The following is a 12822-nucleotide window of genomic DNA, read 5'->3' on the forward strand; positions in this document are numbered from 1 at the left end:
ACCGACCAGGACGTCTGCCATGCCCCGCCTTCTCGCCCCGCTGACCTTCGCCCTGCTGCTCGCCGCCTGCGGTGACGGCGAACCACTGCTGCCGCCCGACGCCGTACTGCCCGATGGCGGACGCTACCGTGGCGAGGTGATCGACGGCCTGCTACAGGGCCCGGGGCGCCTCGACTACGCCAACGGCAGCTGGTTTTCCGGCAACTTCAAGGACGGCCAGAGCGACGGCCAGGGCGAATGGCGCGGCCCCAACGGCGAGTCCTACATCGGCCAGTTCCGCCAGGGCCAGTTCGACGGCCAGGGCACGCTGATCTACGCCGACGGCACCCGCTACGAAGGCGGCTTCAAGCAGGGCCGCATGCACGGCGAAGGCCACCTGGTCCAAGGCGCGACCAGCTACCGCGGCGGCTTCCGCAACGACAAGTACCACGGCAACGGCGTGCTCGACTGGGGCAACGGCAACACCTACCAGGGCACCTTCAAGAATGGCGAGCCCGACGGCGAAGGCCTGCGCAGCCAGGACGGCAGCCAGCTCAGCGGCACCTTCAAGAACGGCGTGCTCAACGGCCCCGGCACCTACGTCAACGACAGCGAGGGGCGCTACAGCGGCGAGTTCCGCAACGACCTGTTCCACGGCAAGGGCCGCTACCAGAACACCGATGGCGATGTCTGGCTGGGCTCTTTCCGTGACGGCTCGCTGGACGGCAAGGGGGAGTTCAAGGGCGTCGACGGGCGCCACTACCTCGGCGAATTCCGCTACTGGCGCTTCAACGGCCAGGGCACCCTGCGCCTGGCCGACGGCGGCACCTATGCCGGCGAATTCGCCAACGACCAGTACCAGGGCCAGGGCCTCCTCACCCTCGCCGACGGCACGCAGCAACGCGGCACCTGGCAGCGCGGCAAGCTGATCCGCGACGCCCAGGGCCAGTCGATCGCCGATGACCTGGAGGTCGGCCTGCTGCAGCAGGGTGCCCTGCTCGAACAGGCCATCGCCGCCGTGCCCGCGTCCACCCCGGCCACCGAACTCTACAGCCTGACCCTGGCCGGCGACGGCAAGCAGAGCGTGTTCCTGCGCGAGGCCGACTACGTCACCAAGCTGCTCGGCGAGCGCTTCGGCGCGCGTGGCGGCATCACCCTGAGCAATCACCGCGACCACCTCGCCGACCGCCCGATGGCCACCCGCGAGAGTCTGACCCGCGCGGTGCGCGCCCTGGCCGAACGCAGCGGCAAGGAAGACCTGGTGTTCATCTACCTGACCAGCCACGGCTCGGACGATCACCAGCTGAGCATCGCCCAGCCGCGTCTGCAGCTGGACAGCCTGCCCGCCAGCGAATTCGCTGCGCTGCTCAAGCCGCTGCACGACCGCTACAAGGTGGTAGTGATCTCGGCCTGCTACTCCGGCGGCTTCATCGAGCCGATCAAGGACGACAAGACCCTGGTGATGACCGCCGCCCGCGCCGACCGGGTGTCCTTCGGCTGTTCCGAAGAAAACGACTTCACCTATTTCGGCCGTGCGCTGTTCGCCGAAGCCTTCAACGAGACCGATGACCTGCAACGCGCCTTCGAACTGGCCAAGGGCAAAGTTGCCCAATGGGAGAAGGACGACGACTTCGAACCATCGGAGCCGCAACTGTGGGCACCGCAGGCCGTGCTCCAGCACTGGAAACAGCTGCGCGAAAGCCAGGCCAAGGAGGCCCTGCAGAGCGCCACCGCGAAGAAAAACGAGTGAAGCGGCATAGCCAGCCGGTTCATTCGTTCAAAAACTTCTAAGCTGGACGTATCTGCGGAGAGCACAGCATGTACCTGACGCCTCAACACATCCTCCTCGCCGGTGCCACCGGCCTGACCGGCGAACACCTGCTCGATCGCCTGCTCAGCGAGCCCACCATCAGCCGCGTACTCGCGCCGAGTCGCCGCCCGCTGGCCGAGCACGCACACCTGGACAACCCGATCGGTGAACTGGCCACCCTGCTGCCAACCCTGCAGGGCAGCTTCGAGACAGCGTTCTGCTGCCTGGGCACGACGATCAAGCAGGCCGGCTCGCAGGAGGCTTTCCGTGCGATCGATCACGACCTGGTCCTGGCCTTCGCCCAGCGCGCCCGCGAGCTGGGCGCACGGCACCTGCTGGTGATCAGCGCGATGGGCGCCAGCGCCGATTCGGGCGTGTTCTACAACCGGGTCAAGGGCGAAACCGAACAGGCGCTGATCGCGCAGAACTGGCCGCAGCTGACCCTGGCACGGCCCTCCCTGCTGCTCGGCCCGCGCCGCGAGTTCCGCCTGGGCGAACGCCTGGCTGCGCCGTTGATGCGCTGGCTACCGGGCAAGTACCGTGGCATCCATGCCGCCGTGCTGGCCCGCGCGTTGTGGCGCCTGGCCCTGGAAGACGGCAACGGCGTTCGCGTGGTCGAATCCGACGAACTGCGCCGTCTCGGTCGCTAATCGACCCATCTGCGCCCCGTCGTACTGTTCAGCACCCGACCCGGCCTTTAAACTCCTCGCTTTCTGCGCATGCCGCCAATCGCGGCACGCGTGCGCCCGGCCCTACCTGCCTGACCCGGAGAACCTATGCGTGAAGTCGTGATCGTCGCCGCCACCCGCACCGCCATCGGCGCCTTCCAAGGCTCGCTGAGCCAGATCCCTGCCGTCGAGCTCGGCGCCACGGTGATCCGCAGCCTGCTCGCGCAAACCGGCGTGAACGCCGAACTGATCGACGAAGTCATCCTCGGCCAGGTGCTCACCGCCGGCGCCGGGCAGAACCCTGCGCGCCAGAGCGTGATCAAGGCCGGCCTGCCGCAGAGCGTGCCGGCGTTCACCCTGAACAAGGTCTGCGGCTCCGGCCTCAAAGCCGTGCAACTGGGCTACCAGGCCATTGCCTGTGGCGACGCCGAGGTGATCATCGCCGGCGGCCAGGAAAACATGAGTCTGGCGCCCTACGTCCTGCCGCAGGCCCGCACAGGCATGCGCATGGGCCATGGCAAGGTCGTCGACACGATGATCCAGGACGGCCTGTGGGACGCCTTCAACGACTTCCACATGGGCATCACCGCCGAGAACCTCGCCGCCAAATACGCCATCAGCCGTGAGCAGCAGGACGCCTTCGCCGCCACGTCACAGCAACGCGCCAGCGCGGCCATCGAAGCCGGTCGCTTCGACGGCGAGATCACCCCGGTGCTGATCCCGCAGCGCAAGGGTGACCCGGTCGCCTTCGCCCGTGACGAACAACCTCGCGCCGGCACCACGGCCGAGGCCCTGGGCAAGCTCAAGCCCGCGTTCCAGAAGGACGGCACCGTCACCGCCGGCAACGCCTCGACCCTCAACGACGGCGCCGCCGCCGTGTTGCTGATGAGCGCCGAGAAAGCCGCCGAGCTGAAGCTGCCGGTGCTGGCGAAGATCGCAGCCGCGGCCGGCTCAGGCGTCGACCCGGCGATCATGGGCATCGGCCCGGTTCCCGCCACCCGCCGCGCGCTGAGCAAGGCCGGCTGGAGCATCGACGACCTGGACCTGGTCGAAGCCAACGAAGCCTTCGCCGCACAGGCCCTGTCGGTAGCCAAGGAGCTGGGCTGGAGCCTGGACAAGGTCAACGTCAACGGCGGCGCCATCGCCCTCGGCCACCCGATCGGTGCATCCGGTTGCCGCGTGCTGGTCAGCCTGCTGCACGAGATGCAGCGCCGCGACGCGAAGAAAGGCCTGGCCACGCTGTGCATCGGCGGCGGTCAGGGCGTGGCCCTGGCAGTCGAGCGCGCTTAAATCCTCGCAAACACCGGCAAGGCTTTTCGCTTCAGCGCGAATAGGCCTTCCGGTAAGCGATGCGCACCAAAGCCCCCTCGAAAGCCTGACGGCATAAAAGCCACCCCGCACCGACACGACACTGGCGAAGCCTCAATTCCCGCCGGTCACACCCAGGCCAACACCCAGCTCCGCCGCCAGCGCAAACGGCAGCAACAGCGTATCGAGCAGCGCACTCGCGGGCAGATCGAGCCCGGCGTACTGCGGCGCCTCGGCACCGAAACGGTCCAGCGGGCAGCAGCCACCCTGCAACGCATACCAGTCCAGACGCGTGCCGGAATAAAGGATCGGCGCGCCCGGTTTGGCCGCATCCAACGTGCGCACGCTGGCGCAGCCGCTCACCCAAACGACGCCCAGCAGACACAGCAGGCGCACCAGTCCATGGGCGCGAGTACGGCACTCAGTCATCACTGGACAGGTGATGCTCGCCCCAGCGCGGCAGCATGTCCTGGGGAATATTCAGCAGGTTGAGGATGCGCGCGACGACGAAGTCGATGAGGTCGTCGATGGTCTGCGGCTGGTGATAGAAACCGGGCGACGCCGGCACAATGACCGCACCGAGGTTGGACAGCTTGAGCATGTTTTCCAAGTGGATGCTCGAGTACGGCGCCTCGCGCGGCACCAGAATCAACTGGCGGCGCTCCTTGAGGGCGACGTCGGCAGCACGCTCGATCAGGTTGTTGCAGGCCCCCGTGGCAATCGCCGACAGGGTGCCAGTGGAACAGGGCACCACCACCATCGCCGTCGGCGCACCGGAGCCGGAGGCCGCCGGGGCCATCCAGTCTTCCTTGCCATAGACGCGGATCTGCCCCGGTGCGGCGCCGGTGTATTCGCTGAGGAAGGCCTGCATCGACTGCGGCTTGGCTGGCAGGGTGACGTCGGTTTCCGTAGCCATCACCAGCTGCGCGGCCTTGGAGATCAGAAAGTGCACCTCGCGCTCTTCCTGCACCAGGCAGTCGAGCAGACGCAGGCCGTATTGCGCGCCGGAGGCACCGGTCATGGCCAGGGTGACGCGTTCGGGACCGCTCATGGGGACTCCTCGGAATGCTTGTTTCCCCTCTCCCGGAGGGAAAGGGGCTGCGCCTTCAGCTATTCGGCCAGCGCTGCGGCCAGCTTGCCGTGCAGGCCGCCGAAACCGCCGTTGCTCATCACCACCACCTGGGTGCCCGGCGCGGCATGCGCCTTGACCCCGGCGATGATCGCCTCCAGCGAATCGCAGACCTCGGTCGGCACCGTCGAACCGGCGACCGTGGCCGCCAGGTCCCAGCCGACATTGGCGGGCGCGTACCAGTACACGCGATCGGCCTGCACCACGGAATCGGCCAGGCCGTCGCGGTGCGCGCCGAGCTTCATCGAATTGGAGCGCGGCTCGACCACAGCGATCACCTGGGCGCTGCCGACGCGCTTGCGCAGGCCGTCCAGGGTGGTGGCGATGGCTGTCGGGTGGTGGGCGAAGTCGTCATAGATGGTCACGCCCTGTACGTCGGCGACCTTCTCCATGCGCCGCTTGACGCTCTTGAACAGGCTCAGGCCGGCGATGCCCAGCTCCGGCACCACACCGACATGGCGCGCGGCGGCGAGAGTGACCAGAGCGTTGTCGACGTTATGGCGACCCGTCAGCTCCCACGCCACCGTGCCCTGCACGGCGCCGTCGAACAGCACCTCGAAACGCGAGCCGTCTTCGCTGAGCAGGCGCGCCTGCCACTGGCCGCCGTCACCGGTGGTCTGCACCGGCGTCCAGCAGCCCATGTCGACAACCCGGCGCAAGGCCTGCTCGCCAGCCGGATGAATCACCAGACCCTCGCTCGGCACGGTGCGTACCAGGTGGTGGAACTGCCGCTCGATGGCGGCCAGGTCCGGGAAGATATCCGCGTGGTCGAATTCCAGGTTGTTGAGGATCGCCGTGCGCGGGCGGTAGTGGACGAACTTGCTGCGCTTGTCGAAGAAGGCGCTATCGTACTCATCGGCCTCGACCACGAAGAACGGCGTCTCGCCCAGGCGCGCCGACACCGCGAAATTCTGCGGTACGCCACCAATCAAAAAACCCGGGCTCATGCCGGCATGTTCCAGCACCCAGGCCAGCATGCTGCTGGTGGTGGTCTTGCCATGGGTGCCGGCCACGCCCAGCACCCAACGGCCCTGCAGCACATGGTCGGCCAGCCATTGCGGGCCACTGACATACGGCAAGCCCTGGTTCAGCACATATTCCACCGCCGGGTTGCCACGCGACAGTGCGTTGCCCACCACCACCAGGTCCGGTGCCGGCTGCAGGTGCGCCGGCTCGTAGCCCTGCATCAGTTCGATGCCCTGGGCCTGCAACTGGGTGCTCATCGGCGGGTAGACGTTGGCGTCGGAACCGGTGACGCGGTGGCCGAGCGCTTTCGCCAGGACCGCCAGGGAGCCCATGAAGGTGCCGCAGATACCGAGAATGTGGATGTGCATCGATGACCTCGAAACAGGCCGGGAAGCCCCGGCGGAACTGGCGGCAGGTTAGCACAGCAGGGCCTGCGCTTCGGAGCCCGAGCAGCGCTTTTGCGCCGCGTGCGAGCGATCAAACGCTCGCTTGGATTGCTCTTTCCAGTCGCTTTAGGCAGCATCCGAGCTGACCACTGGCACAACACCTGCAACGCCAGCCCCTCTCTCCACAGACGCCGAGGCCCGCCATGCGCATCGTCCAAGCCACCCTGGAGCACCTGGACCTGTTGACCCCGCTGTTCATCAAGTACCGCGAGTTCTATGGCGAACTGCCGCTGCCGGACTCCTCGCGCAAGTTTCTGGAAAACCGCCTCAAGCGCAAAGAGTCGGTGATCTACCTGGCGCTGGCCGATGACGAAGACAAGGCCCTGGGCTACTGCCAGCTGTTCCCTAGCTACTCCTCGCTGTCGCTCAAGCGCGTATGGATCCTCAACGACATCTTCGTCGCCGAGGACGCCCGCCGCATGCTGGTCGCCGACCGCCTGCTGCAGACCGCCAAGCAGATGGCCAAGAGCACCAACGCCGTGCGCATGCGCGTCGCCTCCAGCATCAACTTCGAGACCGCACACAAGACCTACGAGTCGATCGGTTTCCGCGAAGACACCGAGTTCAAGAACTTCGTCCTGCCGCTGGACTGATTCCCCCGAGCCTCGGCGGTCGACCACGAGGCGCTGGCTGATGCGGGGCGCGCGGGCGTTATACTGCCGCTCCGGATTCATGCCTGGTGTCCAATGGACCTCAACCCGCTCGACCTGATCCTGCACCTCGACAGCTACCTGACCCTGCTGGTCAGCAGCTACGGCACCTGGATCTACGCGATCCTGTTCGCAGTAGTCTTCTGCGAGACCGGCCTGGTGGTGATGCCGTTCCTGCCGGGCGACACCCTGCTGTTCATCGCCGGCGCCATGTCCGCCAGCGGCAGCCTCGACCCCTTCGTCCTCGCGGCTCTGCTGATGATCGCGGCCATCGCCGGCGACAGCCTCAACTACCTGATCGGCCGCGGCAGCGGTGAACGGCTGTTCAACAAGCCGAACTCACGGATCTTCCGCCGCGACCACCTGCTGCGCGCCCAGGACTTCTACGCCCGCCACGGCGGCAAGACGGTGACCCTGGCGCGCTTCCTGCCGCTGCTGCGCACCTTCGCCCCCTTCGTCGCCGGCATCGGCAAGATGCACTACCCGCGCTTTCTCTGCTTCAGCATCGCCGGCACCTTGCTCTGGGTTGGCGGCCTGGTCAGCCTGGGCTTTTTCTTCGGCAACGTGCCGTTCATCAAGCACAACCTGACGTTCATGATCGTCGCGGTGATTCTCCTGTCGCTGCTGCCGATGCTCATCGGCGTGATTCGCCACTCGCTCGGCGCGCCGCACGCCGCCGACCCGGCCCGCTGACAGCATGTGGTCCCTGCGTGCCTGGCGCCGCCAGCGCATCCTCGCCCGTGCGCCCTACACCGCCGCACACTGGGCCGTGGTGCGCGAACGCCTGGCGATCCTCGACGGACTGGATGAGGCGGAGCTACAGCGCCTGTTCGAACGCGCCGTGCTGTTCCTGCATGCCAAGCACCTGACCGCCCTGCCCGGCGTCGAGTTGAGCCTGGAAGACCGCCTGAGCCTCGCGGCGCTGGCCGAGCTGCCGCTGCTGCACCTGGCCGACCTCAACTGGTACCAGGGCTTCCACGAAGTGCTGCTGTACCCGGACGACTTCGTCAGCCCGCAGCGCCACCGCGATGCCAGCGGCGTGGAGCACGAGTGGGACGGCGAACACAGCGGCGAAGCCTGGCTGCAGGGCCCGGTCATCCTCGCCTGGCCCGGCGTGCAGGCCAGTGGCGGCTGGGACGCCTACAACCTGGTGATCCACGAGCTGGCACACAAGCTGGACATGCTCAACGGCGACGCCAACGGCCTGCCGCCGCTGCACCGCAGCATGCACATCGAAGCCTGGGCCAGTGCCATGCAACAGGCCTACGACGCGATGAACACCACGCTCGACGCCAATCCCGACGCGCAGACCGCGATCGATCCCTATGCAGCAGAGAACCCGGCGGAGTTCTTCGCCGTCACCAGCGAGTACTTCTTCAGCGCGCCGGACCTGCTCCGCGACGCGTTTCCCGCGGTCTACACCCAGCTCGCCGCCTTCTACCGCCAGGACCCGCTGCAGCGCCTTTTGCGCCTGCAGGCCGAACACCCGGACTACCAGCAGACGCGCGACGACGAGCAAGCCACGACCAAAGGCTGAGCCGCTGGGCGTAGTAACGCCGGCGGAATGTGCCTATAATCCGCCCACTTTTTTTGGCCCAACCCTGGGGTGCCCACCATGAGCTACAGCAAAGTCCCGGCCGGCAAAGACGTGCCTAACGACATCTACGTCGCCATCGAGATTCCGGCCAACCACGCGCCGATCAAATACGAAATCGATCACGACACCGACTGCCTGTTCGTCGATCGCTTCATGGCCACCCCGATGTTCTACCCGGCCAACTACGGTTTCATCCCGCACACCCTGGCTGATGACGGCGACCCCCTCGACGTGCTGGTCGTGACCCCGTACCCGGTCGCGCCGGGCTCGGTCATCCGCTGCCGCCCTGTTGGCGTGCTGAACATGACCGACGAAGCCGGCGGCGACGCCAAACTGATCGCCGTGCCGCACGACAAGCTGAGCACCATCTACAAAGACGTACAGGAATACACCGACCTGCCTCCGCTGCTGATCGAGCAGATCAAGCACTTCTTCGAGAACTACAAGGATCTCGAGAAAGGCAAATGGGTCAAGGTCGAAGGTTGGGGCAACGCTGACGAAGCCCGCCAAGCAATTCTGAAGGCGGTTGCGGCTTACCAAAAATAAGCCAATACCACCCCCTGAAGGCCGGCCACAAGCCGGCCTTTTTATTGCCTGCGATTTGCTGTTTTCGCTGCGCCATATCGCCGAAAGTGCATGAGGCAGCCAGCCAGGTGCATGGCCTGAGCCCTCATCCCCGCCCCCTACAAGCGGCGCGAAGCCGTAGGCTGCACCAAGCACTCACCAGAGCCCCATGCAAAGCACGGCGTTACTCCCGGCGACTTCGGATCAGAAGCTCAGCCAGCGACCTGCAACGGCTCGCCCAGCGGCATGACCGTGACCTTGACCTCAGGGTCGTGGCTGCCGCCGCCGAGGATGACCCCACGCAGGGGCGAGACGTCGGCGAAGTCGCGGCCCCAGCCGAGGGTGATGTGCTCCAGCGCCGGCAGCAGGTTGTTGGTCGGGTCGAAGTCGACCCAGCCGTTGCGCGGGCAGTACACCGAGACCCAGGCGTGCGAGGCGTCGGCACCGATTAGGCGCGGTTGGCCGGGTGGCGGCTGGGTCAGCAGGTAGCCACTGACGTAGCGCGCCGAGAGGCCCTGCGAGCGTAGGCAGGCGAGCATCAGGTGGGCGAAGTCCTGGCACACGCCGCGGCGGCGCTCCAGCACTTCCACCAGCGGCGTCGCCACCTGGGTGGCTTCGGCGTCGAAGGTGAATTCATCGAAGATCTTCTGCATCAGCGCGCGCACTGCCAGCAAGAGCGGCCGACCCGGCACGAAGGCCTCGGCAGCGAACTCAACGAAGACCTGTTTGAGGTGCACGTACGGCGACTGGAATCGATAGCGCGCCGCCTCCAGCTGCTCGGCAGCGACCGCCTGACCGGCGTAGCGCAGCCCGGCGATCACCGCCTCCCAGGCCGGTGAGTCGGCCAATTCCAGGCCTTCGCGCGCCAGCACCTCGACACGCAGGCAGGCGATCACCCGCAGCTCGTCATGCGGGCGCTCGAAGGCCAGCCGGGTCAACGGGTTGCCGAACACATCGAGGCCATCCAGGCGCCGCGTCGGCTGCGGGGTCACCGTCAGGTGGCGCTCCAGGCAGCGCTGCCAGGTGCATTCGCGCGGCCACAGGTGGGCCAGCTGCTGGGCCAGGGAAACCGGCGCCGAGTAGCGGTAGTGGGTGTCGTGGAGCACCTGATAGTGCGCCCTGCTCATGACGAAAGCGTCCCGCGGCTGGCGTCCACATGCACGAAGAAACGCAGCGCCAGTTGATCGGACACCTCGCCGGCGCTCGCGGCGATCTGCAGCAGCAGGTCGGCCAGGCCGCCGAGCACGGCGCGGATGCCGGCCTGGCCGAACAGCGGGTTCTCCAGGCTACCCAGGTTGAAGGCGCAGAGCCGCTCTTCCAGTTCGCCCAGGCGGCTGTCGGCGACGAACTCGAAGCTCTCGCCCAGGCGCTCCAGCGAGCGCAGCAGCATACGCAGCTGGAACAGCACGGCGTGGGGGTTCTGCTCGTCGAGCAGGAGCAGGTCGAGCACCGGGATCAGCTGTGCCGAGGCCAGATAGCGAGTGCGGTAGGTAATGCTGCTGTTGCCCAGTTCCAGCAGCCACTCCAGCGCCGACTGATCGTGCACGGCCTGGCTGCGCAGGAAGTCGGCGATGCTTTCGGCGAGGAACTGCAGGCGCTCGATGCAACGGCCCAGCACGAGGAAGCGCCAGCCGTCGTCGCGGGTCATGTCGTCGAGGGCAAAGCCGGACAGCGCCGCCAGGGACATCAGCAAGCGGTTGAGAAAATCCAGCAGCTCGCCGAGATCAGCCTGCTGCGCTTCCAGGGCCTGAGCCTCGCGCTGCAGTTCGATCAGCGCCTGCCAGTTCTCCCGCGAGAGCTTGCCGCGCACGCTACCGGCGGCCCACTGCAGGCGTTGCAGGTTGGCACGCAGGCTGGCCGGCCACTCGGCACCGAGCACGGCCTGCAACAGGCGCTCTTCCAGCTCGCCCTCGCTGGCATCGGGCAGCAGGCCGAGGCGCTCGCCAAGGCCGAGGGCGGTCTGCAAGGCCTGGGGGTCGTCATCGTCGTCGACGTAGCGCGCCAGCATGATCCGCAGCAGGCGGGCACCGTCCTCGCAACGCGAGCTGTAGCGGCCGAACCAGAACAGGTTCTCCACCACCCGCGACGGCAGATAGGGGTCACTGCGCACCAGGTCGGCCACACCCAGCGGTCGCAGCCATTGCCAGGGCTCGCCGCCGGCATGCCGCTCGCCGAGCACCCAAGTGTCCTTGCTCGCCCCGCCGCGCTGCATTGACACCACCTCGGCATCGGCTTCGGCCGCCACGCGGGTCAGACCGCCGGGCAACACGCGATAACCCTCGGCACTGGCCACGGCGAACACGCGCATGCCGATGGCCCGGGGCTGCAAGCGGCCCTCCTCGGCCTGCCAGATCGGCGCCTGCGAGAGTTGCGCCAGGGCCTGTGCCACATAGGCGTAGGGCCGCGCACGCAGGCGTTCGGCCAGGGCGGCGCGCTGCGCTTCGTCGAGGTCGCGACCAAACTGCGGGGCGAAGCTCTGCGAAGGGAAACTCGGCCGCACCAGCAGCTCGTCGAGCTTGCTCAGCGCCTCTTCCAGCACCGGCGGCTCGCCGCACCACCAACTGGCGATGCTCGGCAGGAGCAACGCTTCACCCAAGATTTTTTCCGCAATGGCCGGCAGGAAACCCGGTAGGCCCGGCGACTCCAGCACACCGCTGCCCAGCGCGTTGGCCACCAGCACGCGGCCCTGGCGCACGGCCTCGAGCAGGCCAGGCACGCCGAGGGCGGAGTCGGTGCGCAGTTCCAGCGGGTCGCAGAAGTCGTCGTCCAGCCGGCGCAGCACCGCGTGCACCCGGCGCAGGCCGGCCAGGGTCTTGAGGTAGACAGTGGCGTCGCGCACGGTCAGGTCGCTGCCTTCGACCAGCGGGTAGCCGAGCTGGCGCGCCAGGTACAGGTGTTCGAAATAGCTTTCGTTGAAGCGCCCCGGCGTCAGCAGCACCACCAGCGGCGACTCGTCGCCCTCCACCGGCGCCTGCCGCGCCAGGGTGTCCTGCAGGGTGCGGAAGAAACCGGCCAGGTACTGCACGCGCAGATCGCGGTACAGCTCGGGAAACGCGCGCGAGACGATCTGGCGGTTTTCCAGGGCGTAACCGGCGCCGGAAGGTGCCTGGGTGCGGTCGGCGGTGACCCACCAGCGGCCGTCCGGCGCCCGCGCCAGATCGACGGCATACAGGTGCAGGAAGGTGCCGCCCGGAGGCTGGATACCCTGGCAGGGCCAGAGGAAGTTGTCGTGGCCGAACACCAGCTCGGTCGGCAGCAGGCCATCGGCGATCAGTTGCTGCGGGCCGTAGAGGTCGGCCAGTACGCTGTTCAGCAGGCCGGCGCGCTGGGCCACGCCAGCGGCGATCTGCTGCCACTCGTCGGCAGGGATGATGTTGGGCAGCAGGTCCAGCTCCCACGGGCGATCAGCGCCCTCGGGGTCGGCATAGACGTTGTAGGTCACGCCGTTTTCCTGGATCTGCCGGGTCAGCAGGTCCTGACGCTGCTGCAACTGTGCCGGGCTGCTGCGCTGCAACTGCTCGAACAGGCGCCGCCAGTGCGAGCGGATGCCGCCGCGGGCGTCGAGCAGTTCGTGATAGGCCGCATCGGTCTGCGGGTAATCGGCAAGCAGGTCAGGCATGGCAAGGCTCAGTATCAGGCGCTGAAAGCACGTTTCTTGTAGAAGTCAGTTTGCTGCGGGCCTTCAAGGCCGCAAATCAGCCTGCA

General features: G+C 67.2%; 12 protein-coding genes. 7 read left to right on the forward strand and 5 right to left on the reverse strand.

Annotated features, from left to right (window positions below; translation table 11 throughout):
* Positions 1-19: 19 nt before the first annotated feature.
* From IB229_RS06920 to IB229_RS06930, 3 genes are all read left to right on the forward strand, one after another.
* Entirely contained in the window at positions 20-1729 is a 1710-nt protein-coding gene (locus IB229_RS06920; RefSeq protein ID WP_192326270.1) for a C13 family peptidase, read from the forward strand.
* A 68-nt stretch (positions 1730-1797) separates the two neighbouring features.
* Complete coding sequence (locus IB229_RS06925) at positions 1798-2439, forward strand: oxidoreductase (RefSeq protein ID WP_192326272.1); 642 nt, start codon at positions 1798-1800, stop codon at positions 2437-2439.
* 126 nt (positions 2440-2565) lie between these two features.
* A complete protein-coding gene (locus IB229_RS06930; RefSeq protein WP_192326274.1) occupies positions 2566-3747 on the forward strand; it encodes an acetyl-CoA C-acetyltransferase in 1182 nt (393 codons plus the stop codon).
* A 132-nt stretch (positions 3748-3879) separates the two neighbouring features.
* Here the strand turns inward: IB229_RS06930 and IB229_RS06935 are convergent, their stop codons facing one another.
* Genes IB229_RS06935 through mpl form a run of 3 tightly spaced genes read right to left on the reverse strand, consistent with a single transcriptional unit; the run spans position 3880 to position 6228 of the window.
* Positions 3880-4194, reverse strand: a complete 315-nt coding sequence (locus tag IB229_RS06935) for a YceK/YidQ family lipoprotein (protein WP_192326276.1) — start codon at positions 4192-4194, stop codon at positions 3880-3882.
* The gene (ubiX, locus tag IB229_RS06940; RefSeq protein ID WP_192326278.1) at positions 4187-4816 is read right to left on the reverse strand and encodes a flavin prenyltransferase UbiX; all 630 of its coding nucleotides are present in this window, start codon (positions 4814-4816) and stop codon (positions 4187-4189) included. The genes IB229_RS06935 and ubiX overlap by 8 nt, the downstream gene beginning before the upstream one ends.
* Before the next feature lie 59 nt (positions 4817-4875).
* A complete protein-coding gene (gene mpl, locus IB229_RS06945) occupies positions 4876-6228 on the reverse strand; it encodes a UDP-N-acetylmuramate:L-alanyl-gamma-D-glutamyl-meso-diaminopimelate ligase (protein ID WP_192326280.1) in 1353 nt (450 codons plus the stop codon).
* 221 nt (positions 6229-6449) lie between these two features.
* Here mpl and IB229_RS06950 point away from each other — a divergent pair, with 221 nt between their 5' ends.
* From IB229_RS06950 to ppa, 4 genes are all read left to right on the forward strand, one after another.
* Complete coding sequence (locus tag IB229_RS06950; RefSeq protein WP_192326282.1) at positions 6450-6899, forward strand: GNAT family N-acetyltransferase; 450 nt, start codon at positions 6450-6452, stop codon at positions 6897-6899.
* Between the two features lie 93 nt (positions 6900-6992).
* Entirely contained in the window at positions 6993-7649 is a 657-nt protein-coding gene (locus IB229_RS06955) for a DedA family protein (protein WP_192326284.1), read from the forward strand.
* A 4-nt stretch (positions 7650-7653) separates the two neighbouring features.
* On the forward strand, positions 7654-8493 hold the full coding sequence (locus IB229_RS06960) for a zinc-dependent peptidase (RefSeq protein ID WP_192326286.1): 840 nt from the start codon (positions 7654-7656) through the stop codon (positions 8491-8493).
* A 78-nt stretch (positions 8494-8571) separates the two neighbouring features.
* Entirely contained in the window at positions 8572-9099 is a 528-nt protein-coding gene (gene ppa, locus IB229_RS06965) for an inorganic diphosphatase (protein WP_192326288.1), read from the forward strand.
* Positions 9100-9329: 230 nt separating this feature from the next.
* On the opposite strand, the gene IB229_RS06970 is transcribed toward ppa, so the two are convergent.
* The gene (locus IB229_RS06970) at positions 9330-10244 is read right to left on the reverse strand and encodes a transglutaminase family protein (RefSeq protein WP_192326290.1); all 915 of its coding nucleotides are present in this window, start codon (positions 10242-10244) and stop codon (positions 9330-9332) included.
* The gene (locus tag IB229_RS06975; RefSeq protein ID WP_192326292.1) at positions 10241-12736 is read right to left on the reverse strand and encodes a circularly permuted type 2 ATP-grasp protein; all 2496 of its coding nucleotides are present in this window, start codon (positions 12734-12736) and stop codon (positions 10241-10243) included. The genes IB229_RS06970 and IB229_RS06975 overlap by 4 nt, the downstream gene beginning before the upstream one ends.
* Between the last annotated feature and the right edge of the window lie 86 nt (positions 12737-12822).

The sequence above is a fragment of the Pseudomonas sp. PDM14 genome (assembly GCF_014851905.1).
Lineage (GTDB): Bacteria > Pseudomonadota > Gammaproteobacteria > Pseudomonadales > Pseudomonadaceae > Aquipseudomonas.